General features: G+C 61.1%; 22 protein-coding genes. 8 read left to right on the top strand and 14 right to left on the bottom strand.

Going from position 1 to position 26,379, the window contains the following annotated elements; all coding sequences use genetic code 11:
- The first annotated feature begins 2 nt into the window (after nucleotides 1-2).
- Entirely contained in the window at nucleotides 3-230 is a 228-nt protein-coding gene (locus QRN33_RS01040) for a hypothetical protein (RefSeq protein ID WP_042607350.1), read from the top strand.
- 159 nt (nucleotides 231-389) lie between these two features.
- Here the strand turns inward: QRN33_RS01040 and QRN33_RS01035 are convergent, their stop codons facing one another.
- The 9 genes from QRN33_RS01035 to QRN33_RS00995 all read right to left on the bottom strand — a co-directional run bounded on the left by QRN33_RS01035 (nucleotide 390) and on the right by QRN33_RS00995 (nucleotide 13,985).
- The gene (locus QRN33_RS01035) at nucleotides 390-3,425 is read right to left on the bottom strand and encodes a multidrug efflux RND transporter permease subunit (RefSeq protein ID WP_285406194.1); all 3,036 of its coding nucleotides are present in this window, start codon (nucleotides 3,423-3,425) and stop codon (nucleotides 390-392) included.
- Between the two features lie 13 nt (nucleotides 3,426-3,438).
- The gene (locus QRN33_RS01030; protein WP_064365075.1) at nucleotides 3,439-4,587 is read right to left on the bottom strand and encodes an efflux RND transporter periplasmic adaptor subunit; all 1,149 of its coding nucleotides are present in this window, start codon (nucleotides 4,585-4,587) and stop codon (nucleotides 3,439-3,441) included.
- Between the two features lie 176 nt (nucleotides 4,588-4,763).
- The gene (locus tag QRN33_RS01025) at nucleotides 4,764-5,864 is read right to left on the bottom strand and encodes a DUF1513 domain-containing protein (protein ID WP_285406191.1); all 1,101 of its coding nucleotides are present in this window, start codon (nucleotides 5,862-5,864) and stop codon (nucleotides 4,764-4,766) included.
- Nucleotides 5,865-5,878: 14 nt separating this feature from the next.
- Nucleotides 5,879-6,943 carry an imelysin family protein gene (locus tag QRN33_RS01020; RefSeq protein WP_024014143.1) on the bottom strand — a complete coding sequence of 355 codons (1,065 nt, stop codon included), beginning with the start codon at nucleotides 6,941-6,943 and terminating at the stop codon, nucleotides 5,879-5,881.
- A gap of 27 nt (nucleotides 6,944-6,970) precedes the next feature.
- Entirely contained in the window at nucleotides 6,971-8,398 is a 1,428-nt protein-coding gene (locus QRN33_RS01015) for a di-heme oxidoreductase family protein (protein ID WP_285406188.1), read from the bottom strand.
- 277 nt (nucleotides 8,399-8,675) lie between these two features.
- Nucleotides 8,676-10,034 carry an imelysin family protein gene (locus QRN33_RS01010; RefSeq protein WP_285406186.1) on the bottom strand — a complete coding sequence of 453 codons (1,359 nt, stop codon included), beginning with the start codon at nucleotides 10,032-10,034 and terminating at the stop codon, nucleotides 8,676-8,678.
- Between the two features lie 195 nt (nucleotides 10,035-10,229).
- On the bottom strand, nucleotides 10,230-12,281 hold the full coding sequence (locus QRN33_RS01005; RefSeq protein ID WP_042607344.1) for a putative bifunctional diguanylate cyclase/phosphodiesterase: 2,052 nt from the start codon (nucleotides 12,279-12,281) through the stop codon (nucleotides 10,230-10,232).
- Between the two features lie 328 nt (nucleotides 12,282-12,609).
- Nucleotides 12,610-13,206: a superoxide dismutase gene (locus tag QRN33_RS01000; protein ID WP_016773431.1), complete on the bottom strand. Its 597-nt coding sequence runs from the start codon at nucleotides 13,204-13,206 to the stop codon at nucleotides 12,610-12,612.
- A 176-nt stretch (nucleotides 13,207-13,382) separates the two neighbouring features.
- Entirely contained in the window at nucleotides 13,383-13,985 is a 603-nt protein-coding gene (locus QRN33_RS00995; RefSeq protein ID WP_016773432.1) for a LysE/ArgO family amino acid transporter, read from the bottom strand.
- A gap of 96 nt (nucleotides 13,986-14,081) precedes the next feature.
- Between QRN33_RS00995 and QRN33_RS00990 the strand changes: the two genes are divergently transcribed.
- The 4 genes from QRN33_RS00990 (at nucleotide 14,082) to QRN33_RS00975 (ending at nucleotide 18,013) form a co-directional block, all read left to right on the top strand.
- Nucleotides 14,082-14,969, top strand: a complete 888-nt coding sequence (locus QRN33_RS00990) for a LysR family transcriptional regulator ArgP (RefSeq protein WP_042607343.1) — start codon at nucleotides 14,082-14,084, stop codon at nucleotides 14,967-14,969.
- 99 nt (nucleotides 14,970-15,068) lie between these two features.
- On the top strand, nucleotides 15,069-16,061 hold the full coding sequence (locus tag QRN33_RS00985) for an NAD-dependent epimerase/dehydratase family protein (RefSeq protein WP_064365068.1): 993 nt from the start codon (nucleotides 15,069-15,071) through the stop codon (nucleotides 16,059-16,061).
- Between the two features lie 116 nt (nucleotides 16,062-16,177).
- Nucleotides 16,178-17,035: an ATPase gene (locus QRN33_RS00980; protein ID WP_285406173.1), complete on the top strand. Its 858-nt coding sequence runs from the start codon at nucleotides 16,178-16,180 to the stop codon at nucleotides 17,033-17,035.
- A 129-nt stretch (nucleotides 17,036-17,164) separates the two neighbouring features.
- Nucleotides 17,165-18,013 carry a cache domain-containing protein gene (locus tag QRN33_RS00975; protein ID WP_285406170.1) on the top strand — a complete coding sequence of 283 codons (849 nt, stop codon included), beginning with the start codon at nucleotides 17,165-17,167 and terminating at the stop codon, nucleotides 18,011-18,013.
- 124 nt (nucleotides 18,014-18,137) lie between these two features.
- On the opposite strand, the gene QRN33_RS00970 is transcribed toward QRN33_RS00975, so the two are convergent.
- The gene (locus QRN33_RS00970) at nucleotides 18,138-19,655 is read right to left on the bottom strand and encodes an MDR family MFS transporter (RefSeq protein WP_285406167.1); all 1,518 of its coding nucleotides are present in this window, start codon (nucleotides 19,653-19,655) and stop codon (nucleotides 18,138-18,140) included.
- 79 nt (nucleotides 19,656-19,734) lie between these two features.
- Nucleotides 19,735-20,928, bottom strand: coding sequence for a 4-hydroxybenzoate 3-monooxygenase (gene pobA / locus QRN33_RS00965; protein ID WP_285406165.1), 1,194 nt, complete (start codon nucleotides 20,926-20,928; stop codon nucleotides 19,735-19,737).
- A gap of 176 nt (nucleotides 20,929-21,104) precedes the next feature.
- On the opposite strand from pobA, the gene QRN33_RS00960 reads away from it, so the two are divergent.
- On the top strand, nucleotides 21,105-21,995 hold the full coding sequence (locus QRN33_RS00960) for a helix-turn-helix domain-containing protein (protein ID WP_042607337.1): 891 nt from the start codon (nucleotides 21,105-21,107) through the stop codon (nucleotides 21,993-21,995).
- Nucleotides 21,996-22,128: 133 nt separating this feature from the next.
- On the opposite strand, the gene QRN33_RS00955 is transcribed toward QRN33_RS00960, so the two are convergent.
- Nucleotides 22,129-22,305 carry a hypothetical protein gene (locus QRN33_RS00955; protein WP_173867352.1) on the bottom strand — a complete coding sequence of 59 codons (177 nt, stop codon included), beginning with the start codon at nucleotides 22,303-22,305 and terminating at the stop codon, nucleotides 22,129-22,131.
- A 217-nt stretch (nucleotides 22,306-22,522) separates the two neighbouring features.
- Nucleotides 22,523-23,428 carry a LysR family transcriptional regulator gene (locus QRN33_RS00950; protein ID WP_285406161.1) on the bottom strand — a complete coding sequence of 302 codons (906 nt, stop codon included), beginning with the start codon at nucleotides 23,426-23,428 and terminating at the stop codon, nucleotides 22,523-22,525.
- Between the two features lie 113 nt (nucleotides 23,429-23,541).
- On the opposite strand from QRN33_RS00950, the gene QRN33_RS00945 reads away from it, so the two are divergent.
- The gene (locus QRN33_RS00945; RefSeq protein ID WP_285406158.1) at nucleotides 23,542-24,420 is read left to right on the top strand and encodes an MBL fold metallo-hydrolase; all 879 of its coding nucleotides are present in this window, start codon (nucleotides 23,542-23,544) and stop codon (nucleotides 24,418-24,420) included.
- A 45-nt stretch (nucleotides 24,421-24,465) separates the two neighbouring features.
- Nucleotides 24,466-25,080, top strand: a complete 615-nt coding sequence (locus QRN33_RS00940; RefSeq protein ID WP_065616691.1) for an NAD(P)-dependent oxidoreductase — start codon at nucleotides 24,466-24,468, stop codon at nucleotides 25,078-25,080.
- Between the two features lie 196 nt (nucleotides 25,081-25,276).
- Here QRN33_RS00940 and QRN33_RS00935 read toward each other — a convergent pair whose 3' ends face one another.
- Nucleotides 25,277-26,158 carry a LysR substrate-binding domain-containing protein gene (locus QRN33_RS00935; protein WP_285406152.1) on the bottom strand — a complete coding sequence of 294 codons (882 nt, stop codon included), beginning with the start codon at nucleotides 26,156-26,158 and terminating at the stop codon, nucleotides 25,277-25,279.
- Between the last annotated feature and the right edge of the window lie 221 nt (nucleotides 26,159-26,379).

Genomic DNA, 26,379 nt, shown 5'->3' with positions numbered 1-26,379 from the left:
CGATGAAACTCGAAATTGCACGAGGTTTGTTCCTGGTTGGGGCCTTGGCAGTTGCTTCACTGGCGGTGGCTGCCTGGGAGCAGCCGCGCATGCAGGTCATAGGAGCGTCCGGGAACGACGCTTTCTGTTCGGTTCCACGGGTGGCCAAGGCCTCCGTGGCGACCCAGCCCGATCATGATTTGTTGTTGTTCATGTTCGGACTGTCCCAGGGAATGAGGCCAGCCAGTTGAAACGAATGAAGCCCAAATAAAAGGCCTCGCAAATGCGAGGCCTTTTTTTTACACACCGCTCCCCCTGTAGGAGTGAGCCTGCTCGCGATAACGGTGTGTCAGTCAACATTATGGAAACTGACATACCGCTATCGCGAGCAGGCTCACTCCTACAAGGAGCTATGTGGTGGGTTTGGGATCCGGTTTCGCCAGGAAGGTGTAGACACACGGCAGCACGAACAACGTAAACAACGTGCCAATCGACATCCCCGTGGCAATCACCATGCCGATATCAAACCGGCTGACCGCTCCCGCCCCTGTCGCCAGAATCAGCGGCACCATGCCGAACACCATCGCCGCCGTGGTCATCAGTACCGGACGCAAGCGAATCGCCGCCGCTTCCTCCACGGCTTCGCGGGCAGTCAGGCCCTTGTCCTTGCGCAACTGGTTGGCGAACTCGACGATCAGGATGCCGTGCTTGCTGATCAGGCCGATCAACGTCACTAGCCCGACCTGGGTGTAGATGTTCATGCTCGACCAGCCAAGGAACAGCGGAATCAGTGCGCCGCAAATCGACAGCGGCACCGTCACCAGAATCACCAGCGGATCACGGAAGCTCTCGAACTGCGCGGCCAGCACCAGAAAGATGATCGCCAACGCCAGGGCGAACGTGACCCACAAGGCACTGCCTTCCTGCACGTACTGGCGCGAGGCGCCGCCGTAATCGAAGGCAAATCCTGCCGGTGCTTCTTCACGGGCGATCTGCAGCACGGTATCGATGGCTTCGCCCATGCTCACCAGCGGGAAACCGGAAATCTTCGCCGCGTTGAGCTGCTGGAACTGGTTGAGCTGGCGCGGTCGTGCGCGGTCGCTGACCTTGATCAAGGTCGACAGTGGCAACAATTCGCCCTGAGTGTTTTTCACGTAGTAGTTGTTCAGCCAGTCCGGGTTGTCGCGGTAGGCCCGTTCGACCTGGGCGATGACCTTGTAGCTGCGCCCGTCGATGGTGAAGCGGTTGATCTCCGCCTCGCCAAGCAAGGTCGCCAGCGTGCCGCCCAGATCGAGCATCGATACGCCCATCTGCGCAGCCTTGTCGCGGTCGATATCGACCACCACTTCCGGTTTGTCGAACGCCAGATCGAGGTCGACGAAGGCGAACTTGCCCGACTCCATGGCGCGCTTCTCGATGCGCTCGGCAACTTGCAGCAGCAACTCGTAGTCATTGGCGGTGTTGACCACGAATTCGAACGGCAACCCTTCACCGGTGCCGGGCAGGGAGGGCAGGTTGAAGCCGAAGATCTGCAAGCCGGGAATGCTCTCCAGTTTGCTCTGCACCTCGGGGAGGATTTCCATCTGCGTGCGGCTGCGCTCGTTCCATGGCTTGAGCAGGAAACCGCCGATGCCGGCCTGCACGCCGTTGTAGCCGTTGATCTGGAACGAAGAGTAGTACTCCGGGAACTCTTTGAAGATGGTGATGAATTGGTCGGTGTAGGTGCTCAGGTAGTCGAGGTTGGTCGGCTGCGGCGCGCTGGCCATCATGAAAATGATGCCCTGGTCCTCGTCCGGGGCCAGTTCCGACTTGGTGAACTTGAGGAACACCGGAATCAGGCACAGCACGATCACCGCGAATACCAGCACCACCGGCCGGGTATTGAGCGTGCCGTGCAGCATGCTCTGATAACGACGCTTGAGGCCTTCGAAAACCCGGTCGAGACGATGGGCCAGTCCGCTGGGATTCTCTTCGTGACGCAGCAGAAACGCGCACATCATCGGCGACAGGGTCAGGGCGACGACGCCGGAAATCACCACTGCGCCGGCCAGGGTCAGGGCGAACTCCTTGAACAGTGCTCCGGTCAGCCCGGTGAGAAAACCGATCGGCGCGTACACCGCCGCCAGGGTGATGGTCATCGACACCACCGGCATGGCGATCTCGCGCGCACCTTCCAGGGCAGCATCGAAGGGCGTCTTGCCTTCTTCGATGTGCCGGTGGATGTTTTCCACCACGACGATCGCATCGTCCACCACCAGACCGATGGCCAGCACCATTGCCAGCAGCGTCAGCAGGTTCATCGAGTAACCCATCATCTGCATGAAGAACATCACGCCGATCATCGACAGCGGGATGGTCACCACCGGGATCACCACCGAGCGCAGTGCGCCGAGGAACAGGAACACCACGACGATGACGATCAGTACCGCTTCGAACAGGGTTTTCACCACCTCATCGATCGAGGCTTGAATGAACAGTGTGGCGTCGTAGGCGATTTCGCTTTTCAGGTTCGGTGGCAGCTGCGCTTCCAGCTCGGGCATCAGCTTGCGCACTTCCCTGATCACGTCCAGCGGGTTGGCCCCCGGCGTGGCCTTGATGCCGATGTACACCGACGGCGTGCCGCCGAACGAACTGATCGAGTCGTAGTTTTCCGCGCCCATTTCCACCCGCGCGACATCGCGCAGCAGCACGCGGCTGTCGCCGTCGACCTTGAGCGGAATCGCCGCGAAGGCTTCGGCGGATTTCAGTTCGGTGTTGGCATTAATGCTGGTGACGGTGTACTCGCCTTTCACCTCACCGGCGGCGGAGAGGAAGTTGTACTGACGCACCGCGGCGGTGACGTCGGCGGCGCTGAGGGCGAAGCCGGCGAGCTTCACCGGGTCGAGCCACAGGCGCATGGCGAATACCTGATTGCCAAGAATCTCCGCTTCGGCCATGCCCGGCAGCGTCGCCAGTTTCGGCTGGATGACCCGCGACAGGTAGTCGGTGATCTGCGGGTTGCTCAGGTCCTTGCTGAAGAAGCTGATGTACATCAGCGCCGAAGCGTCGGCAGATTCCTTGCTCAGCACCGGGTCTTCAGCGTCCTGCGGCAGCTTGTTCTTGACCTCGTTGGCCTTGGCCAGCAACTCGGTGAACAAGCGGTCGGTGTTGGCGCCAATGCGCGCGTAAATCGAGATCACCGAGAAGTTCTGCCGGCTGACCGAGGTCATGTAGTCGATGCCCTCGGCGCTGGCCAGGCTCTGTTGCATCGGTTGGGTGATGTAGCCCTGAATGGTCTCGGCGTTGGCCCCGGGGTAAGCCGTGGTCACCGTGATCAGGGCGTTTTCCATTTGCGGGTACTGGCGCAGCGGCAGCTTGCTCCAGGCCTGGAAGCCCAGCAGCACAATCAGCAGGCTGACCACGGTGGCGAGCACCGGGCGGCGGATGAACGGATCGGTAAAAGCCATGGGGATTCCTTGATCAGTCGGCGCGAGGCGGACTGTTCTGCTCGCCGAGGGTCTTGTCGTCGCTGATGGCGATGTGGGCGCCGTTGTCCAGTTTGATCTGGCCAGCCGTCACCACCTGTTCGCCGCTCTGCACGCCCTTGTTGATCATCACCAGGCCATCACGGCGTTCACCGGTCTCGACGAAACGACGTTCGGCGATCAGCAGCGGTTGGCCGTTGTCATCCTTGGCGACGCTGCCGTCCTCGGCTTTTTTCTGCCCGACCACGTACACCGAGTTGCCGTACAGGGTGTAGGTGATCGCGCTCTCCGGCACCACGATGTGTTTCTGCGGATCGGGCAGCAGCACCTCAAGGCTGGCGAACATCCCCGGCAACAGCTTGCCGTCGGGGTTGGCCAGGGTGGCGCGGACGAGGATGTTGCGCGTGGTGCTTTCGACGATCGGGTTGATCGCGCTGATCTTGCCGGTAAAGTTCTGCCCCGGGTAAGCGGCAACGGTGAACTGCACGGGCTGGCCTATGGCGAGTTTCGGCACCGCTTGTTCCGGTACGTAGAAGTCGGCGTAGAGGCTGCTCAAGTCTTGCAGCGTGGCGATTTTGGTGCCGCTGGCGAGGTAGTCGCCGACGTCGACCTGACGGATGCCGATGGTGCCGCTGAATGGCGCGAGGATGCGCTTTTTCGCCAGTGACGCGTTGAGCTGATTGACCGTGGCCTTGTTCTTTTGCAGCACGGCGGAGAGGCGGTCGTATTCGCCTTTGGAGATCGCGCGGCTGTCGACCAGTTGCGCGCCACGGCCGAAATCCAGTTGCGCCAGGCCGAGATCGGCGCGGGCGGTTTCCAGCAGGGCGGTTTCCACGGCGCTGTCGAGTTGCAACAACGGTTGGCCGGCCTTGACCTTCTGCCCGGATTCGAATTTGAGTTCAGTGACGGTGCCGGCGACTTCCAGGCTCAGGTCAACGCCTTGCAGCGCCTTGAGCGAACCGACAGTGGGCAAACGCATCTGCCACGGCTGTTCGCCGGCCGTGGCCACGGCGACGCTGATGGGTGGTTTCGGTTTGGAAAAGCCCTGGATCATCGTGTAGATCGAAAAGGCCTTGTATCCGCCCAGCACCAGGACGAGCAGCAAAACAACACCCAACATGATCAGCATGCGGCGACGCAGCATATGTCCAGTTCCTTGGATAAATCATGAGACAGGCGGGCACATTACTCCGAGTACAGGGGGGATTCCAACTGGCAGTTATTACAGGGTGAAGCAAAAGATCGCAGCCTTCGGCAGCTCCTACAGGGGATTGCATTCCAAAGTAGGAGCTGCCGAAGGCTGCGATCTTTTCAACGGCTCTAGGCCATCAGATGGAGATGGTTATCCCAGAGCCCCGCCGGCAATTCCAGCGGCTTGGCCAGCAGTTGTTCCTGGCGGCAATCGTAGTAGCGGCAACGGCCCTGACCCGAGGTCACGACAAAGCCATCCTTCACCGCACCGACGCCTGCGCAATCAGGCAACGGCGCGTCGAGGCGCAGTTCGCCGCTGTCCAGATCCCAGATAAAGAAGCGGTTGCCACGCGGCGCGGTCAACGCGACCAGACGCAGATCGCTGTGCACCGCGACGCTGGCGGTGTAGTGCCCCATCGCCTGCAACTGTTGCTCGGCCACCGGGAACGCCACGAACGGTTGCCCCGGCCGTTTGATCGCCAGCAGCTCCGAGCGCTCGTGGGACGGCCCCATGAATTGCTGGCCGGCGACGATGGTGCCATCGCTGGCGATGCCCAGGTGGCGCACGCTGTTCATCTGCTGGGCGAGGGTTTCCTTGCTCAGCAACGTGCCGTCGCGCTGCATCAGCACCAGGCTCGGCTCCATGGCGTTGAGGTTCATGTCGACGCGGCTTTCCGCCTCGGTACGAATCCCGCCATTGGCCACCACCAGCGTCTCGCCATCGGGCATCCACGACACTTGATGCGGGCCGAGGCCGTGGGTGGAGATCTCGCCCGTGTGCACCAGTCGCTCGCCCTCGAACTTGTACACGCCGAGCAGGCCACGGCCGGGATCGGTGGTGTCGTTCTCGGTGGCGTAGAGGTATTCGCCGTCCTTGTGCACCACGGCGTGGCCGTAAAAATGCCGGTTCGGTTGCGACGTCACTGTCTGCAGCAACTTGCCGTCGCGCAGATCGATCAGGTAACTCTCGGTACCCGGACGCCGCGCAACGAACAGCGCCAGCGGCTGCGTCGGATGATTGATGATGTCGTGGCATCGCTGACCGACCTGGGTGGCGAACACCCGCGTGCCGTCGAGCCGATAACCGACGGCGTAATGCTTGCCGTCGCTGTCATCGCGCGCCGACAACAGCAACGGGCTCTGATCCTTGCGTTTGAACAGCGTCCAGCCGCCCAGCGTCACTGCTCCCAGCAGTGCACTACCTAAAGTCAGAACCTGACGTCGCAGCATGGCACTCGCCCTCATCAGTCACCGTCGTTGGCATTGAAGCCCAGTTGGATGCCCAGCGCCTTGGCCAGCTCGCCTTCATGCAGGCGATGGACGACGTTGAGGCTGTCGTAGATATCGTTGAGTTGCTGGCGACCGGCGTCGTCCTCGAGCATTTCGCCGAGCGAGCGCTGAGTGCTGTCGAACAGCTTCAGCGAGGCGGCGTACGCGGCGTCGATCTTGTCCGCCAGGGGTTTCTGCTCGGCTGGCAACAGCCCGCGCAGGCCTTTGTTGTCGACGCCTTCCCAAACGGTTTTGGCCGCGGCAAGGCTGGCTTCCAGTGCGGTCAGCGACGACTGGCTGCGCCACGCATCCGCCTGGAACGGCTGCGGCACGCCTTTGCTCTGACGGCCCATCGGCGTACCGAGTTTTTTCTTCAGGGTATCCAGTGCAGTGACTTGTACGCGTAGCAGATCGGCAATCGCTTCGTGGGAGTCGGCGTAGCGCTGGTTGGGGAACTTGCTCATCTGCGCGAGCATGCCGTCGGTGTTGTTCCAGCCCTGCAGGATCTCCTCGGCCAGTTGCTTCTGGCGTTCGCCGATGGCGATCAACAGCGGGCAGTACTTGGCTTTCTGCGCATCGTTGGCGACGTCAGGCTTGGCGTCAAAAAGGATGTATTCGTAAGCCGACAGGCCTTGCACCACGACGCTGGATTTGGCCAGCGCGGCGGCATCGATCTGCGGCTGGGCGACGACCAGTTGCTCGACCTGACGGCCGACGAGGTTTTTCTTGTCCGGCCAGAACTGCACTTGCCACGAACGATTGCCCTCGGCCAGCGGGCCGATCAGTAGCGGTTGCAGCTCGGCCCAGGCTTTCTGCGCGTGGAGAAAATCGGCGCGGGCGGTTTCCAGGCTTTCCTTGCCCTGGCAGTAGGCGAGGGCGCTGACCGCCAGTTGCCGGTCGGCTTCGACCCAGCGGGTGTAGGTCGGCAGGATCACCGATTTGGCGATTGCCGCCGAGGTGACCGCTTGCGGATCCTGCGGCGAGCAGGCGCCGAGGGCGAGCGCGGCAAGGCTGGTGAACAGTAACTTGGGACGGAACATGTCGGGCTCCCGATGCGTTTTCAGTATTTAAAGTGAGTTCAGAAATGCCAGCAACGCAGCGCGCTGCTCGGCATTGAAAGACAAAACCTGTTGCTGCGCAGCCGTCGCTTCGCCGCCATGCCAGAGCACCGCTTCGAGCAGGTTGCGAGCGCGGCCGTCGTGCAAAAACTGCGTGTGACCGCTGACCGCTTGCGTCAGACCAATCCCCCACAACGGCGGCGTGCGCCAGTCGCGGCCGGAGGCCTGAAATTCCGTGCGGTTGTCCGCCAGTCCTTCGCCCATGTCGTGCAGGAGCAAATCGCTGTACGGACGAATCACTTGATTGGCCAGCTCAGGTTCGGCGGCGTTGGCGGCGGTGGTGTATTTGGGCGTGTGGCACGACTGGCAACCGGCCTGGAAAAACAGGTTCTTGCCGGCCATCACCTGTGGGTCGTTGACGCCACGGCGCGCCGGCACTGCCAGATTGCGGCTGTAGAACAGCACCAGACGCAGGATGTTGTCGCTGACTTCCGGTTCGCCGTCCGGGCCATTGCCGTTCGGCGCCTGTTTGCAGGCGGTCTGCGCCTCGGTGCAGTCGTCGAAAGGCCGCAGGCTGGTGGTCAGGCCCATGTCACCGGAGAACGCGTGAACATTCTGCTGGTTGAGATTCGGCTGCCCGGCTTTCCAGCCGAACCGGCCGATCACGGTTTTCTGCAACTGGTCATCCCAAACCCGGTTGGGCCGGCCATTGATGCCGTTGTTCTCTTTCACCTGGGCGGCGGCGTTGGCGAGGATCGCCTCTTCGGGGATCGCTTCGAGCAGGCCCAGACCAATCATCGGCGGTGCCACCCGCGCGGAAAAACGCGTGTCCGGATGCATCGGGCCGTAACCGAGTTGAGTGATCTGCAGGGTCGGTTTGCGCAACTCCACTTGCGTGCCGTCCTTGAACCGTACGGGCACTGGCGTGTAGTCGACGCGCACCTTGCCTTCCGGGGCGACGCCGGGCACGGCCATGTCCTGGAACTGCCCGCCATACACCGGCTCCGGCACCACGCCGAGCTGTTCGATGATTTTGGCGTAGGGCGGCGCGTCGGGAATCGACAGGCGCACCAGCATCGATACCGCATTGGTCGCATCGGGGGACGGAGGATGACCGCGACCGTCCTTGATGTGGCAGTTCTGGCAGGCGTTGGTATTGAACAACGGGCCGAGGCCGTCGCGCGCCGTGGTGGTCGACGGCGCAATCACCCACGGGCTGCGGAAGAAGCTGTTGCCGACACTGAAATCCACCCGCCGCGACGGCGGCAGGTTGGCCGATGGCAGGGAGAACGCGTTCTGATCACTCTTGCGCACGGTCGCCGCACCGCCCGATCGCGCTTCACCCGGCTCGGCTTTGGTGAAACGCGGGGCGTCATCGCAGGCACTCAGGCCCAGGGCCAGCAACAGTGCGGACAAGCGAAGCGGCAACGACGGCATCAGACATCCTGCAAACGGGCGAAAACAAAGGCGCAAAGTCTAACAGGGCAGGGGAGTTTGAATAAGAGGAATTATCGTTTGCTTGATACAGCGCAAGCCTTGAAGCGCATGCCAACACTGTGGGAGCGAGCCTGCTCGCGAAAGCGACGCCCGACGCGCTGAAAATGCCGCGCCGGATTAAGCCTTCGCGAGCAGGCTCGCTCCCACAGGAACAGCGGTGTGCCAGGTATGAAAAAGGCGACCCGAAGGGCGCCTCTTTTTGACGCGGACGCGGTGATCAGAACTCGTGATCGGCGTTGTCCGGGTTCAGGTCGCTGATGCCCAGTTTGCCGGCAGCGGCTTCGATCGAACCGGTCTGCTTGACCAGCGCGGCGATGGCGTCGCGAACAACCTGGTTGCCAGCGGTGTTGCCGGCGGCGATCAACTGGTCGTAGTGCTCACCCTTGTTGGCGTGATCGACCATGACCTGGATTTTCGCTTCGGTCGCGGCCAGATCGGCTTTCAGTGCGCTGTCGGCGGCCGGGTCGGCCTTGGCCACCAGCGACGACAGGCTGGCGCCGGTCAGCTTGGTGCCGTCAACCCGGGTGTACTCGCCCAGATAAACGTTACGCACGCCTTTGGCATCGTAGAAGTGCGAGTAGTGGGTGTTGTCGCTGAAGCAATCCTGCTCGTCTTCAGGGGAGTTGGCTTCCAGGGAAACCTTCATGCGCTCGCCCGCCAGTTCACCCAGGGACAGGCTGCCCATGCCGAAGAGCATTTTGCGCAGGCCGGTTTCGCCTGGCTCGGCTTCCAGTGTGGCGCGGTAGTTGTCGGCCACGTTCGGCTTCCAGTTGCCGACCATTTCTTCCAGATCGCTGACCAGCAGTTGGGTCACGGCTTTCAGGTAGGCACGACGACGCTCGTTGTGACCGCCGGTGGCGCCAGCGCCTTCCAGGTAGTCCGAGGCCGGACGGTTGCCAGCGCCCGGGCCGGTACCGTTGAGGTCCTGGCCCCAGAGCAGGAATTCGATCGCGTGGTAGCCAGTCGCAACGTTGGCTTCGGAACCGCCCAGCTCATTGAGGCTGGCGAGTTTTTCCGGGGTGATCTCTTTCACGTCGACCTTGTCTTCGCCGACCTGAACTTCGGTGTTGGCGATGATATTGGCGGTGGCGCCCGGGTTGCCCAGTGCGTGCTCGTAGGATTTGTCGACGTAGTCGATCAGGCCTTCGTCCAGCGGCCAGGCGTTAACCTGACCTTCCCAGTCGTCAATGATGGTGTTGCCGAAGCGGAACACTTCGCTCTGCAGGTACGGCACGCGCGCGGCAACCCAGGCAGCCTTGGCGGCTTTCAGGGTGTCGGCGTTCGGCTTGGCGAGGAACGCGTCGACGGCGGTTTGCAGGGTTTTCGCGGTGGATTCGGCATCGCTGTAAACGGCGAAGACCATGTCGGCGTAGTGCGCGACCACAGCCTTGGCGGCGGCATCGTCAACTTTACCGGCAGCAGGAGCAGGGGCAGCGGCCGGCGCCGGGGCTGGAGCAGCGCTGCTGGAAGCCGGAGTCATTTCGGAGGCTTTTTCTTTGTCCTTGCCTTCGCCGCAACCGGCGAGGGAAATAGCGATGGCCAGCAGACTGGCGGTAGCCAGAGGCATACGAATCATGGCGAACATCCTGCTTCGGTAGTTGAGTGGACTGGCGCCGGGGGCGCGCAAAACTGCGACATAATGCAAATCTTTCGCATTATGTGTAAAGGCGTGGGTGGAAATATTTCTTATTTGCGCATGAAGATCAAAAGATCGCAGCCTCGTTGCACTGTAGGAGCTGACGAGTGCAACGAGGCTGCGATCTTTTGATCTTTAAAGAATCGCCGCATTGCTGCGTTGCGCCTGCTTGAGGTAGATGCCCAGCTCCCGCGCCGGCAGCGGTTTGCTGTAGTGGTAGCCCTGACCTTCGTGGCAACCCTCGGAAATGATGTAGGTTTCCTGCTCGGCGGTTTCCACGCCTTCGGCAATCACCTGCATGCCCAGGCTCTTGCCCAGTTGAATGATCGCGCGAACGATGGTGGCGTCATCGTCGTCATCCAGCAGATCCTGGACGAAGCTCTTGTCGATCTTGATCTTGTCCAGCGGCAGGCTTTTCAGATAGCTGAGGGATGAATAGCCGGTGCCGAAGTCGTCGATCGCAATCAGCGCGCCGGAGCGGCGCAGGCTGAGCAGATGCTGGGCGGCGGTGGTGATGTCTTCCATCAGGCCGGTTTCGGTGACTTCCAGTTCCAGACTGCGCGGCGGCAGGCGGTACATCTGCAGCAGGTTGTTGACCACCCGCGGCAGCTCGGCATGGTGCAGTTGCACGGTCGACAGGTTGACCGCCATACGCAAATCGACGAACCCCTGATCATGCCACTCGCGCAATTGCTTGCAGGCCTGGTCGAGCACCCACTCGCCGATGGCGATGATCGTGCCGTTCTGTTCCGCCAGCGGAATGAACAGGTCCGGCGGCACCAGGCCGTGTTCGGGGTGCTGCCAGCGAATCAGCGCTTCGACACCCACCACGCGATGATCGCGATAACTGATCTGCGGCTGATAGACCAGGTAGAACTGGTCGCGGATCAGCGCATCACGCAGGTCTTTTTCCAGCTCGCGACGGCGGCGCATCTCGCTGTCGACGCTGGCGATGTAGAACTGATAGCGGTTGCGCGAGCGGGTCTTGGCCAGGGTCATGGTCTGCTCGGCTTTCTGCAACAGCTTCTCGGTGCTGTCGCCGTCCTCCGGGAACAGGGTGATGCCGATGGTCGCGCGCAGGCGGATTTCCTGATCGTCGAGGGCGAAGGGCGCCTCCAGGTCATCGAGAATGCTCTGCGCCAGTTCCGCTGCTTCGTAAGGTTGTTCGATGTCGGCCTGCACCAGCGCAAACTGATCGCCGCCCAGGCGGGCCAGGGCGCCGAGGCGACCGCTGTGGGCGCGCAAGCGATCGGCCAGGGCCAGCAGCAACTGGTCGCCGGTCTGGTAGCTGAATTGTTCGTTAATGCCTTTGAAATCATCCAGGCCGACGCACAACACCGCGACGCGGCGCTGCAACTTGCCGGCATCGACGAGAATCTTGTCCAGTTGCTGCTGCAATTGCTGGCGGTTCGGCAGACCGGTCAGGAAGTCGTACTGGGCCATGCGCAGCAGGCTGTTTTCTGCTTCGTGGCGCAGGTGGGTGTTGCGCTCGATGGACTCGAGCAACTGGTTGGCGGTGTTGATCCACAGGCCCAGCTCGTTTTTTTCGTGGCCCTTGAGCTGCGGAATCTTGTGCTCGCTGGGACGATCCGGGTTGATCTCGGTAAGGTGTTCGATGATCCGCGACAGCGGTTTGGTCAGCAGCCAGTGATAGACCAGATACAGCACCAGTCCCATGGCCAGTGCGCGCAGTACGCCGGAAATGAAGATGATCACCGAGCTGACAATGAAACCTTCGCCATAGGTTGCGGTGTCGAGGGTGATGCTCAGGTCGCCGTAGTATTCGCTGTAGGGGCCACGGCCGACCAATTGCGTGGTGAAGGTGCGTTCCTGACCGAGAATCAGGTCGGTCAGCCAACGGCTGTTGGAATGCTGCAATTCGCGGGATTTCTGCGCGAGCATCGCTTCATTGGGGTGGCCGATCGAGGCCTGGCGCACGGCGTCGTCCTGGAACAGCCCCTCGATCACCTGCATGCCCATTTCCCGGTCCAGGCTATAGACCGCCTGGGTCGAAGGATCGCGGAACATGTCGAGGATCCGCTCGGCGTCACCGGCCACCGCCTGACGGGTCTTGTAGGCATCGAAGACAATCTGCGCGCAGCTCAAGACTACGCCTACGATCAATGCCGACAGGAGCACGACCCGGAGCAACTTCACCGACAAGCTGTTCTTGAGTTCCAGCTTCAAAGGGTTATTCCTTGTTCCGTGCGGGTAGCGTCAAGTTGCCATGAGTATTGGCAATCCCGGGTTGGCAGTCAAAGGGACAATCAGGCACGGGAAAATTCGCCGGTATCCTGGCCGCGATGTCGTCATTTGAGTAATAGCTCTGAATTACTGTGTCGGTTGCAGTGGCCCGCAACTTGAGCACCGGGTCAAAGATTTTTTCCTGTCTCTGATGGTAGTCGGCTGTCGGCTGGCAGCAAACGGCGCGAAGCTGTTTTTGCCGTGCGACAAACGCCATGCGCAAGGCATAAAAAAACCCGGCCGAAGCCGGGTTTCCTGTCTGGCGCGCAGCTTAAGCGGTGAAGGTCTTGCCTTCGAACTGCTCGGCCACGAACTTCCAGTTGACCAGGTTCCAGAACGCTTCAACGTACTTCGGACGCAGGTTGCGGTAGTCGATGTAGTAAGCGTGTTCCCAGACGTCGCAGGTCAGCAGCGGGGTGTCGCCGCTGGTCAGCGGGTTGCCGGCGCCGATGGTGCTGGCCAGGGCCAGGGAACCGTCAGCCTTTTTCACCAGCCAGCCCCAGCCGGAACCGAAGGTGCCGATCGAGGTTTTGCTGAATTCTTCCTTGAACTTGTCGAACGAACCGAACGCTGCGTTGATGGCATCTGCCAGTGCGCCGGTTGGCTGACCGCCAGCGTTTGGCGCCAGGCAGTTCCAGTAGAAGGTGTGGTTCCAGACCTGAGCGGCGTTGTTGAAGATGCCGCCCGAGGAAGTCTTGACGATCTCTTCCAGGGTCTTGCCTTCAAACTCGGTGCCTGGCACCAGGTTGTTCAGGTTCACGACGTAGGTGTTGTGGTGCTTGTCGTGGTGGAACTCCAGGGTTTCCTTGGAGATGTGCGGCTGCAGGGCATCGTGTGCGTAGGGCAGCGGCGGCAATTCGAAAGCCATGATGATTCTCCTAATCAGGTCTGTTGCGGTGAGCGCAAGGCCGATCACGGGCGGCCGGAAATGCACCGGCGAGTTTTTACTCTTTGCGGCGCAGGGTTCGGATCATAGCACCGGGGTCGCGCCTTAACCACGCAACAACTGTGTGGGATAGAGGTTCCAGAGCCTTCAGCATTAATTCATCCGGCGATGATCAACTGCGCGGCCACAGCGAACATCATCAACGCCACCACCAGATCGAGAATGCGCCAGGTGCTCGGCCGGGCCAGCCATGGTGCCAGCCATGCGGCGCCGAGAGCCAGGGTGAAAAACCACAGCAGCGAGGCGCTCGCCGCGCCGACTACATAAGCGCCGGGCACCGATTGCTGCGCGCCCAGCGAGCCGATCAATAAAACCGTATCCAGATAAACGTGGGGATTGAGCAATGTCACCGCCAACGCGCTGAGCATGACCGCGCGCAGGGAGCGTACGGTCTGGTTCTCGCCTTGCTCGAGGCTCTGCTTGGAGCAGGCCCGGCGCAGCGCCTGGCTGCCGTACCAGATCAAAAAGGTCGCGCCGCCCCAACGGGCAATCGCCAGCAGGGTCGGGTTCTGCGCCAGAATCGTCGCCAGGCCGAACACCCCGGCCGCCACCAGAATCGCGTCACACACCACGCACAATGCCGCCACGGGCAAATGGTGTTCACGGCGCAGGCTCTGCGCCAATACAAACGCGTTCTGCGTGCCGATCGCCATGATCAGGCCGAACGCCACCAACAGGCCGTTTACATAGCTTTGCCACATGGAAAATATCCTTGAAAGAGAGTGCTTGCTGGCTATTCTCCGGTGTGGCGCTGTATAAGAAAAACCAATAGTGCTGATCGCCCATTAGGAAAAATGATGTTCGACTATAAATTGCTTTCTGCGCTGGCCGCGGTGGTCGAGCAGGCCGGATTCGATCGCGCTGCACAGGTTCTCGGCCTGTCGCAGTCGGCGATCTCCCAGCGCATCAAGTTGCTCGAGGCGCGCGTCGGCCAGCCGGTGCTGGTACGCGAAACACCGCCATCGCCGACCGAAATCGGCCGGCGCTTGCTCAACCATGTGCAGCAGGTGCGTTTGCTTGAGCGCGACTTGCAATCGGCGGTACCGGCGCTGGACGAAGAAGGCCTGCCGGATCGCCTGCGCATCGCCCTCAACGCCGATAGCCTTGCCACTTGGTGGGCAGGCGCCGTTGGCGATTTCTGCGCCGAGCAGCATTTGTTACTCGATCTGATCGTCGAAGACCAGACCGTCGGCCTCAAGCGCATGCGTGCCGGTGAAGTGGCCGCATGCCTGTGCGCCAGCGAGCGCCCGGTGGCCGGCGCACGCAGCGTGTTGCTCGGTGCCATGCGCTATCGCGCGCTCGCCAGTCCGGCCTTCATCGCCCGGCATTTTCCCGATGGCGTACGCGCCGAACAGCTGCCACGCACCCCCGCACTGGTATTCGGCCCGGACGATTTCCTCCAGCATCGCTACCTGGCGCTGTTGGGCGTCGATGGCGCGTTCGAGCACCATTTATGCCCGTCCTCCGAAGGCTTCATTCGCCTGACCGAAGCCGGCCTGGGCTGGGGGCTGGTGCCGGAACTGCAAGTGCGCGAACAGCTGGAGCGCGGCGTGCTGCGCGAATTGCTGCCAGATAAACCGATCGACGTGCCGTTGTACTGGCATCATTGGCGCAACGGCGGCCAGTTGCTGAACCTGCTCACCGAACAACTGCTGCGCGCCTCAAAGCAATGGCTAGTGGCTTGAACGCAGCGGCAAGCGTCAAGCTGCAAGCGGCAAGAACAAGCACCGTTTCAACTTGCAGCTGAAAGCTCGAAGCTTGCAGCTGCTTCCCTGGAGTTTTTGATGAAGATTTTGGTTACCGGCGCCAGCGGCTTTATTGGCGGGCGCTTTGCGCGTTTCGCCCTGGAGCAGGGCCTTGAAGTGCGGGTCAACGGTCGCCGGGCCGAGAGCGTCGAGCATCTGGTGCGCCGGGGTGCGGAGTTTGTGCCGGGCGATCTGACCGACGCCGATCTGGTACGCGACCTCTGCCGCGACGTCGAAGCGGTGGTGCATTGCGCCGGTGCCGTCGGCGTGTGGGGGCGTTATCAGGACTTCCATCAGGGCAATGTCCAAGTCACCGAAAACGTTGTCGAAGCCTGCCTCAAGCAGCGCGTGCGGCGGCTGGTGCATCTGTCGTCGCCGTCGATCTATTTTGATGGCCGTGACCATCTTGGCCTGACCGAAGAGCAAGTGCCCAAGCGCTTCAAGCATCCCTACGCCGCGACCAAATATCTGGCCGAGCAAAAAGTCTTCGGTGCCCAGGAATTCGGTCTGGAAACCATCGCCCTGCGCCCGCGTTTCGTGACCGGCGCCGGTGACATGAGCATCTTCCCGCGACTGCTGAAGATGCAGCGCAAGGGCCGTCTGGCGATCATCGGCGACGGTTTGAACAAGGTCGACTTCACCAGCGTGCAGAACCTCAACGAAGTCATGCTCAGCAGCCTCTTGGCGGCTGGCTCGGCGCTGGGCAAGGCCTACAACATCAGCAACGGTACGCCGGTGCCGCTGTGGGACGTGGTCAACTACGTGATGCGGCGGATGGACGTCGATCAGGTGCGCAAATATCGCTCTTACGGTCTGGCCTACAGCGTCGCGGCGCTCAATGAGGGCGCGTGCATGCTCTGGCCCGGACGTCCGGAGCCGACCCTGTCGCGCCTGGGCATGCAAGTCATGAAGAAAAATTTCACCCTGGATATCAGCCGCGCCCGGCATTATCTCGACTACGACCCGAAAGTCAGCCTGTGGGCTGCCCTCGATGAGTTCTGCGCGTGGTGGAAAGCTCAGGACATTCGTTGAAACGATTCGGCCGGGCGGCAATGAACCGCGTTGCGGCTTGAGGGTCAATGCCTGCGGCTGCGGCGGTTATACTTCGCAGCATTTAGCCATCACCGCGTTTGCCAAAGGTTGCCTCAATGTCCATGCGAAACGATGCCCACGACGACGATTTCGATAACGTGCCAAGCCTGCGCGCTGACCCGTTCGATGACGATGACATCGCGCCCGGCCCCCGCACTTCCGTGCATTCGCGTACCGCGCCCGTGGTCAAGGTCAAGACTGCCAGCACCGGGCCGCTGTGGGCGCTGGTCGGCGCGTTGTTTTTCGCCTTCATCGGTCTGGCCTGGTGGAGCTTCCAGCAGATTTCGCTGATGGAGCAGCAACTGGTCGCCACCCAGGAAAGCTTTGCGCGCATCAGCGAAGAAGCGGCGGGGCGCCTGCAGGATATTTCCGGCAAGGTCGTCGCCAGCCAGAGCAACGTCAGCAGCGACAGCGAAGCGCTGAAGTTGCAGATCAAACAGCTTGAAGGCAAGTTGCTCGACCAGAGCAAGCAGCAGCAAGGCGTGGCCGGTCAGGCCAGCGAGCTGGACAAGCGTCTGGCGCAGATGACCGCGCAGACCACCGAACAGCAGAACGCCAACACGCAGTTGCAGGCGCAGGTCAAAGTCCTGAGCGCCGAACTGGCGACCATCAAAAGCACGCCGGCCGATACCAGCAAGGTCGATGCGCAGCTGAAGGCCTTCGACGCCCAGTTCAAAAGCCTCGGTGCCGATATCGCGGCGCTGAAGAAACAGGGCAACCCGAGCGCGGCGATCGATCGTCTGGAGCAGGACATCGTGGTGTTGAAAAGTCAGCAGGACAATCGCCCGGCCGCGCCACAGGGTGGCGGCAATACCGCCGAGTTCGATGCGTTCCGCGCGCAGATGACCCGCAACCTGAATACCTTGCAGGCGCAGATCCAGAACCTGCAGCAACAGATCAATTCCCGCCCGTAAGCGCTGATCGAGGCTGGAGAGCATTGCTTGTCAGCCTCACGGCGCAATGTTCAGAAACGCTCTGAATATCTCGACATGACCGCAAGCCGTCTACGCTCTTGAAACACCGAAAAGAACGAGGGATGCGCTATGGGGTTTTTGCATAAGGTGGCCTGGCTCGGCCTGCTGTTGTTGGCCGGTTTCGGCCAGGCCAGCGCCGCCACCGCCGCCAAGGATGACAGTCACGCGGCCATCGCCCTGCTGGAAAAAGCCTTGGCCTACTACCACGACAATGGCGACAAGGCGTTCGCCGCATTCAGCCGTCAGGGCGAGTTCGTCGACAAGGATCGCTATGTCTTCGTCCTCGACACCAAGGGCGTCATGCTTGCCAGCGGCGGGCCGTCTTCGGCGCTGATCGGCCGCGATGTCAGCGAAGTGCTCGGGCCGGATCTGCAGAAGGCGTTCAAGGACGCGCTGAAGGTGCCGGAAGGCAACGGCATCCAGCAGGCCGAATACCGCTGGCAGAACTGGGCCGACGGCAAGGTCGAGCGCAAGCATGTGTTCTATCAGCGCGTCGGCCAGCGCATTCTTGCCGTCGGTTACTACTTGCCGCGGGCCTCTGCCGAGCAGGCCAAGGCCTTGCTGGATAAAGCCGCGACGGATCTGGGCAAGGACGAGAAGGGCACGCTGACCGCGATCAACTCGCTCAAGGGCGGTTATCTGCAGGACGATCTGTATGTGTTCGTGGTCGATCTGAACAACCAGCGTTACGTCGCACACGGCACCAACCTGCGCTTGATCAACACTGATTTTGGCAAGGTCAAGGACCCGGAAGGCAAGCCGGTGGGCGAGCCGATTCTGGCGCTGATCGGCAAACAGGATGAAGGCGAATACGAATACCGCTGGAAAAACCCGGTGACCGGCAAGATCGAGGACAAGCATGCCTACCTGAAAAAGGTCGGGCACTTCCTCGTCGCGGTGGGTTACTACAGCCCTTGAGCGAACGCCGTTCCTCTGTAGGAGCGAGCCTGCTCGCGATGCGGTGTTTCATACAACAATGATGTCGACAGGCATACCGTCATCGCGAGCAGGCTCACTCCTACAGGGTTTTGCGGTGCTTGTGCTATTTCGCGCCGTGCTCGCGCCCGCGCAGCAGGTTGTTCGGCATCGCAATCGCCGCCGCCAGCCCCAGCAGCGAGACTGCCGTGCTGACCCAGAGCAAGTGTCGGAAGGTCACCAGCAGTTCTGCTCGCAAAGCGTTCTGTGCATCCCCCGGCGCGGCGTTCAGGCCATCGAGCAGGACATTGCCAGAATGCCCTTCGCTGATCAGCGAACTGTTCGCCAGGTGGGCGAAGCTGGAGTCGTGCAGCAATGCGAGCAACAGCGCCGACATCAACGCCACGCCTACCGCACCGCCCAGTGAGCGAAACAGGTTGGTGGTGCTGGTAGCGACGCCGATGTCCCGTTGTTCCACTGAGTTTTGCGTACCGACCAGCGAGGTCGGGAACTGCATGCCGCCGGCAATACCGCTGAGCAACATGAACAACCCGCTGAGCAACGTGGCTTGCGGCGGACTGAAGGCCATGCCGAGAATCGAGATCGGCATGAGGATCGCCCCGGTGAGAATCTGCGGTTTGTAGCGCCCGGTAATCGACGTGCGGCGGCCGGCGAAATAGGCGCCGATCGGCAAGCCCATCGCCAGCGGCAGCAAGTGCAACGCGGCGCTGTCGGCGCCGGCGCCGGTGACGCTTTGAAAGCGCAGCGGCATCAGCACGATCAGCGAGATGGCCTGGAAACTGGTGAAGAAAATCGTGCACCAGCACAGCAGGGCATTGCGGTTGGCGAACAGGTGCATCGGCAGCAACGGCTCGCGTGCCCGGCGCTCATGCCAGACGAACAACGCCAGTACGATCACGGCGCAGGCGAGCAGGCCGAGCACTTCGCTGCTGCGCCATGAATGGCCCTGGCCGACTTCGGTGATGCCGAGCAGCAACGCAGTCAGACCGATGATCATCAGCACCGTGCCGAGGTAATCGATCACCGGTTTGCGCTGCGGAATCGGCAAGCCGCGCAGGTTGCGCCGCGCCACCCACCACGCGCCGAGGCCCAGCGGCAGGTTGATCAGAAACACCCAGCGCCACGACAGGTATTCGGTCATGTAGCCGCCGAGCACCGGCCCTGCAACGCTGGCCACGGCGTACATGCTGCTGAAGTAACCCTGATAGCGCCCGCGTTCACGCGGCGGGACGATGTCGCCGATGATCGCCTGACTCACCGAGATCATGCCCCCAGCGCCGATGCCCTGAAGAATGCGCGCCAGCACCAGCTGCTCCATGCTTTGCGCCATGCCGCAGAACAACGAGGCGAGGGTGAACAGGCCCATGCCCAACAGCATCAGTTTGCGTCGCCCGTACAGGTCGCCGAGCTTGCCGTAGATCGGCACCGCGACGGTCATCGCCACCATGTAACCGGAAATCACCCAGGCCAGCAGGCTGACGTCCTTGAACTGCGCGGAGATCGCCGGCATCGACACGGCGACGATGGTCTGGTCCAGCGCACCAAGAAAGATCGCCATCATCAAGGCGACCAGCACGCTGCGAATGGCCGGTTTGGGCGTTTCAGGCTGATTGAGAGTGGTCACGGAAAACCTGCGGGCAGTGATTGACCCGCTCGGAGCAAGGCGAGCGGGTAAGTGCTCGCCAGTGTAAGTCGATAGCAGGCTATTCGATAGCCTCGTACGGGAGCCCGACGTAATTTTCTGCAATGGTTTTCTGCCCGGCTTCCGAGCTGACGAAGTAGTCCAGTTCCGAAGCGCTGATGCGCTGGCTGAATTCATCGTGCTCGTCGAAGCGATGCAGCATCGACGTCATCCACCAGGAAAACCGCTCGGCTTTCCACACCCGGCGCAGGCAAATCTCTGAATATTTTTCCAGCAGATCGCTTCGACCTTCTCGGTAGATCTTCAGCAGAATGTTGAACAGGGTGCTTACGTCGCTGGCCGCCAGATTCAAGCCCTTGGCGCCAGTGGGCGGGACGATGTGCGCGGCGTCGCCGACCAGGAACATCCGGCCGTACTGCATCGGTTCAACGACAAAACTGCGCAGCGGCGCGATGCTTTTTTCGATCGAAGGGCCGGTCACCAGTTTTTCCGCGAGGGCCACCGGCAGGCGGTTTTTCAACTCATCCCAGAAACGCTGATCGCTCCAGTCATCGACGTTTTCATCCGCCGGCACTTGCAGGTAATAACGCGTGCGGGTGGCCGAACGCATGCTGCACAAGGCGAAGCCGCGCTCGTGACGGGCATAGACCAGTTCATCGTGAACAGGTGGTGTGTCGGCAAGAATGCCCAGCCAGCCGAACGGATAAACCCGCTCGAAGATCTTCAGGCAATCGGCAGGAATCGACTGCCGCGCGACGCCGTGGAAGCCATCGCAACCGGCGATGTAATCGCAGTCGACGCGCCACGATTCACCGTCCTTTTCGAAGGTGACAAAAGCTTCGTCGCTTTTCATGTCGTGAGGAACGACATTGCTCGCCTGATAAATCGTCGGCGCGCCGGCCTCCCGACGAGCGGCCATCAGGTCGCGGGTGACCTCGGTCTGGCCGTAGACCATTACGGTTTTGCCACCGGTCAACGCGTGCAGGTCGATGTGCACCTGACGACCGTCCAGCGCCAGATCGAATCCGCCATGAATCAGGCCCTCGGCATCCATTCGCTGACCGACCCCGGCCTGACGCAGCAGCTCTACCATGCCTTGTTCAAGCACACCGGCACGGATGCGTCCGAGAATGTAATCAGGGGTCTGGCGTTCGAGGATCAGGGTGTCGATGCCAGCGTTGTGCAGCAACTGGCCGAGGAGCAGTCCGGAAGGACCGGCGCCGATAATCGCGACTTGGGTTTTCAGGGTTTTCATTGTTTTTATGACTCGCAAGCTTCACGCAGCAATAGCCGGTGAATGATTTTATGGATCGAGTGCTTGCATTTTTCCCTTGCGGGTCTGTCAATTGAAGGTGAAAACTGAGCCGATACCTGTACATTCTGCCAATCGGTGCGATTATCGCCCATAAACCCGAGGCCTGGATTGAAGTGATGAACAAGCCTGCCCTGCCTTCGATTCCGGTGTTCAAGCTCTATGGGGAAAGCCTGGACTGGCCGACCCCGGACTTGCTGCACTGTGAAACCATTTCCTCACGCAGTCGCGAACATCAATGGGAAATCAAACCTCACCGCCACGCGGATCTGTGCCAGCTGCTATTCGTTTTCAAAGGTCAGGCAGAGCTTGAAATCGAAGGCCAGCGCACGCAACTCGAGACGCCTGCGATACAGGTGCTGCCACCGTTGTCGGTGCACGGTTTTCGCTTTTCCGAGGACGTCGAGGGCTTCATCGTCACCCTGGCGACGCCGCTGATCAACCATTTGCAGGCGCAACTGGGCGACTCGGTACACGCCCTGGCCCGGGCGGAAAACTACCCGGCCGGCGAGGACGGCGATTACCTCAACAGTCTGTTTGCAGCGTTGCAGGCCGAGTACAACGGCCATCAACCAGCGCGGGAAATGCTCATGCATTCGCTGGTCAGCGTGATCATGGTCTGGGTCAGCCGACAGGCGATCGTCCGCCACAAGGCCAGTCAGCGCCCACAACGTCAGCGCGAGTACCTCAACGGTTTCATTCAGTTGGTGGAAGAGACTTACCGCCAGCACGTCAAAGTGGAAGACCTCGCCCATCGCCTGGGCATTTCCGTATCGCACCTCAACGGCACCTGCCGTGAACTGGCCGGGCAACCGGCGTTGCAGATCATGCACGAGCGCCAGTTGCTGGAAGCCAAGCGCCTGCTGACCTACACCAGCATGACCATTTACGAGATGTCGGAGTTGTTGGGCTTTTCCGACCCGACCAACTTCACGCGCCTGTTCCGCCGCCGGGTGGGGATTTCGCCAAAGGCATTCCGCGACCGCTTGAAGGCCGAGCAGCAATCCTGAGAACACCGCAAGACCCCCTGTGGGAGCGAGCCTGCTCGCGAATACGGCCTCTCATTCAGCAACGATGCTGGCTGACACAGCGCATTCGCGAGCAGGCTCGCTCCCACAGGGATTGCATTCCAGCCCAGGTCAATCAGCGCAATGCATTCAGCGTGGCATTGTGCGGAATACACCGCTCATAGTTGCAGCTCGCATACTCGCGCGGCAGCTGGCGTAACTGCTCGACCCGCCAGGCAGCGGCGCCATACAACGCCAGGGTGGCGGCGCAGGTGATGAAAATCGCGGCGTACCTTTTTGTTTTGATGTTCATGGCGTAGACCTCTGAACGTCTACCTTGCGGTATTACTTTGAGCATAGGTCAGCGGTGCACACTTGCCAGCGAGTGCGCTTGAGGATTTACCTGGCCATTCAGCACACTGATGAGCCACTGTAGGAGTGAGCCTGCTCGCGATAGCGGTGTGTCAGTCACCACTGTGCCGACAGAAATACCGCTATCGCGAGCAGGCTCACTCCTACAAGGGATTGCTTTACAGGCCGGCATCCCACGCGGGGTTCTCGGGAAAGCGCTGCACAAGAAAATCGAGCAGGCTGCGCAGCGCTGCGGGCATGTGTTTGCGTGAGGCGTACACCGCGTAGATGTTCATCTGTCGCGGCTCGGCATGTGGCAGCAAACGCAGCAGTTCGCCGTTGTGAATATGCACCCCGGCCTGGTAGGTCGGCAGCATCGCCACACCCGCGCCGGCCAGGGTGGCGCGCAGGAGGGTGCTGGCCTCGTTGGCGCTGATATTGCCCTGCACAGGCACAGAAACCGGTTGGCCATTCTCTTCGAAATGCCACAGGCTCTTGCCGAAGTAGGAATGGGTCAGGCAATTGTGTCGGCTCAGATCTTCAACTGTCCGCGGCGCCGGATGTTCTCGCAGGTAAGCCGGCGCTGCGCAGACCACCGAACGACAAACGGTCAGGCGTCGGGCGATCAGATTCGGATCGAGATCGTTGCTGGTGCGAATCGCCAGATCGATGCGTTCATCGACCAGATTCACCGTGCGGTCGAGCATTTGCAGATCGATGCTCACGCCTGGGTAAAGCTTGACGTATGCCGCCATGGCATCGGCCAGTTGCGCCTGGCCGAACGAGGTGCTGACGCTGATCCGCAGCAGTCCGCGCGGGGCGTCATCGGGTTCGCTGACGGCGGCCTGCATGTCGTGCGACAGGTCGATCATCTGCCGACAACGCGGGAGGATTTCACTGCCGGCGGCGGTCAGGCTCAGTTTGCGCGTGGTGCGGTGCATCAGCCGCGCGCCGACCCAGTCTTCCAGCTCCGCCAGATAGCGCGAGACCACCGGTCGCGACAGGTCGAGGTGGTCGGCCGCCGCTGACTGGCTGCCCAGATCCACCACCGTGACGAATACGCGCATTGCTTGAAGCCGATCCATGATTTGCCCGCTTTTAGAAACAAACTATGTTCAAGCATCGCATTTTTTGTACTGAGTCTGGCAACTAAGCTCTGTTGCATCGCCAACCTGGCATTCGAAACTCGGAGCAACAGATGATCGGTTTCACCCAGTTCAAACGCGTGCTGCTCGCCTCAGCATTTTTCGCTTTTGCCGCCCATGCGTCCGCTGCCGAGCTGAGCCTCGATATCTACAACCCGGGCACCCAGGCGATTTTCCCGGTCAGCTCGGTGCTGGTCAGTGGCGAGAAAGAGGCAATTCTGGTCGACGCGCAATTCGGCAAATCCCAAGCCGAGCAGGTGGTGGAAAAGATCCGCGCCAGCGGCAAGCAATTGACCACCATCTACATCAGCCACGGCGATCCGGATTACTACTTCGGTCTCGACACCCTGACCCAAGCATTTCCACAGGCGAAAGTGCTGGCCTCGCAGCCGACCGTTGATCACATCAAGCACACCGTCGATGGCAAACTGGCCTACTGGGGCCCGAAAATGGGCGCCGATGTGCCAGCGAAAACCATCGTCCCGGACGTGCTCAAGGGCGACAGCCTGACCCTCGAAGGGCAGAAGTTGCAGGTGATCGGCCTCGACGGCAAACAGCCGGATCGCAGCTTCGTGTGGATTCCGTCGCTGAAGGCGGTGGTCGGCGGCGTGGTGGTCGCCGAGAACATTCATGTGTGGATGGCCGACACCCAGACTGCGCAATCCCACGCCGACTGGCTGCACACCTTGCACACCATCGAAAGCCTGAAACCGCAAACCGTGGTGCCTGGCCATTACCTGGGTGACAGCAGCCGCTCGCTGGACAGCGTGAAATTCACCGCTGATTACATCAAGGCCTTCGATGCCGAAACCTCCAAGGCCAAGGATTCTGCTGCGTTGATCGCGGCGATGAAAAAGCGCTACCCGCAACTTGGCGAGGAAAGCTCGCTGGAACTCAGCGCGAAAGTCGCCAAGGGTGAGATGCAGTGGTAAGCCGAACCTGAACACGCAGCCTTTTCAAGCCAACTGGAGAATCTCATGAGCAAGATTGCAATCATCGGCGCCACCGGACGTGCCGGTAGCCAACTGCTGGAAGAAGCCCTGCGTCGCGGTCACAGCGTCACGGCCATCGCCCGCGATACTTCGAAGATCGGTAATCGCGCCGGTGTCGTCAGCAAAAATCTCGACGTGCTGGATGCGGCGGCGCTGCAGGCGGCGGTAGCCGGTCACGACGTGGTGATCAGCGCAGCGCATTTCGCCACCGTGCCGGCCTCGGCGATTGTCGGGCCGGTCAAGCAGGCGGGCGTGAAACGCTTGCTGGTGGTGGGCGGCGCCGGTTCGCTGTTGCTGCCGGATGACACGCGGGTGATCGACAGTGCCGGGTTCCCGGCCGAGTACAAAACCGAGGCGAGTGCGGGGGCGGCGTTTCTTGAAGCGTTGCGTCAGGAACAGGAACTGGACTGGACTTTCCTGTCGCCGTCGGCGGAGTTTGTCGAAGGTGAGCGCAGTGGCACCTTCCGTGTCGGCAAGGATCATCTGTTGGTCAGTGCGCAAGGGCGTAGCTGGATCACGTTTGCCGATTACGCGATTGCGCTGATTGACGAAGTGGAAACGCCGAAGCATTCGCGCCAACGTTATACGGTCGGATATTGAGTCAAGACTTTTCCCCTCACCCCAGCCCTCTCCCGGGGGGAGAGGGACCCGACTGAGTTGTCTTGGATCACGCATTGACCTGAACGACCGTGTCGATTATGGATTCGGCGCGGCTGTGTCAGGGCGATGAATGTCTTGAGCATCCCCCAATCAGTTCCCTCTCCCTGGGGAGAGGGCTAGGGTGAGGGGAGAAGCTTCAGCGCAAATGTGCCTGCTCAACCAGCCAAAGCATCAACTCTTCCAACTGCGGCGAGGGCTTGGCTGCAGCAGGCACCCCCACGTAATACGCCAACCCCGTCTTCACCTTCAACGCAAACGGCATCACCAGCCGCCCGGCGTTCAGATCATCACCAATCAGCGACCAGTCCCCGATCGCCACACCTGTGCCATGGGAGGCCATCGACATCGCCTGATCCAGCGTTTCGAAATGCTGCCCGCGACCCAGATTACTCAGTTGCAAACCCGCCGCATCGAGCCACACCGACCAGTCCTGAAGGTCGTGGGTCGGGTGCAACAACAGATGCGCCTGCAGATCATCCGGTGAATTCAGCACAGGCGAGCCCTTGAGCAATTGCGGCGAGCAGACCGGTGTCAGTTGCTCGTCGAACAGATGCAGCGCGCCTGGCGAATTATCCGGTGGCGGGCCGTAGATCACGGCGGCGTCGAATTGCTCGCGCTGAAAATCCACACCGTGTTGCAGCGAGGCCGTCAGTTTTACCGGCACGTCCGGGCGCTCCTTCTGCCATTGCAGCAGACGCGGCAGCAGCCAGCGCATCACGCAGCTCGGGGCCTTGAGTTGCAAAGTCTGATGTTCGAGCCCGATCTGCTCGGTCGCTTCGCCGATCAGTCCGAAGACCTTTTCCACCTGCGGCAGCCATTCGCGGCCTTCGGCCGTTAACGCCAGACCGCGGGCCAGACGAATGAACAACGGATAACCGAGCTGTTCCTCCAGCCCGGCGATCTGCCGGCTCACCGCGCCCTGAGTGATGTGCAACTGCTCGGCGGCGCGGGTGAAGTTGCAACATTGCGCGGTGATCCAGAACGTGTGCAGAGCGGGCAGGGGTGGCAGGCGTTTCATGGCGATCCGAGGTATGACGGGAGGACATGGCTAGTATGACTTTTAATCGATTGTTGCTGCCAGTTGTGCACCGTTCCAATGAACGCATTCCACGGCTTTTCTGTAGGAGTGAGCCTGCTCGCGATAGCGGTGAGTCAGTCACCGCAATGTTGAATTTCATGACGCTATCGCGAGCAGGCTCACTCCTGCACAAGCTGTGTTTCAGCGAACGAGAAAGGGCA

The organism is Pseudomonas sp. FR229a (genome assembly GCF_030209115.1).
GTDB lineage: Bacteria > Pseudomonadota > Gammaproteobacteria > Pseudomonadales > Pseudomonadaceae > Aquipseudomonas > Aquipseudomonas moraviensis_A.
The sequence above is the reverse complement of the archived record's forward strand: the minus strand, read 5'-3'. Positions and strand labels throughout refer to the sequence as shown.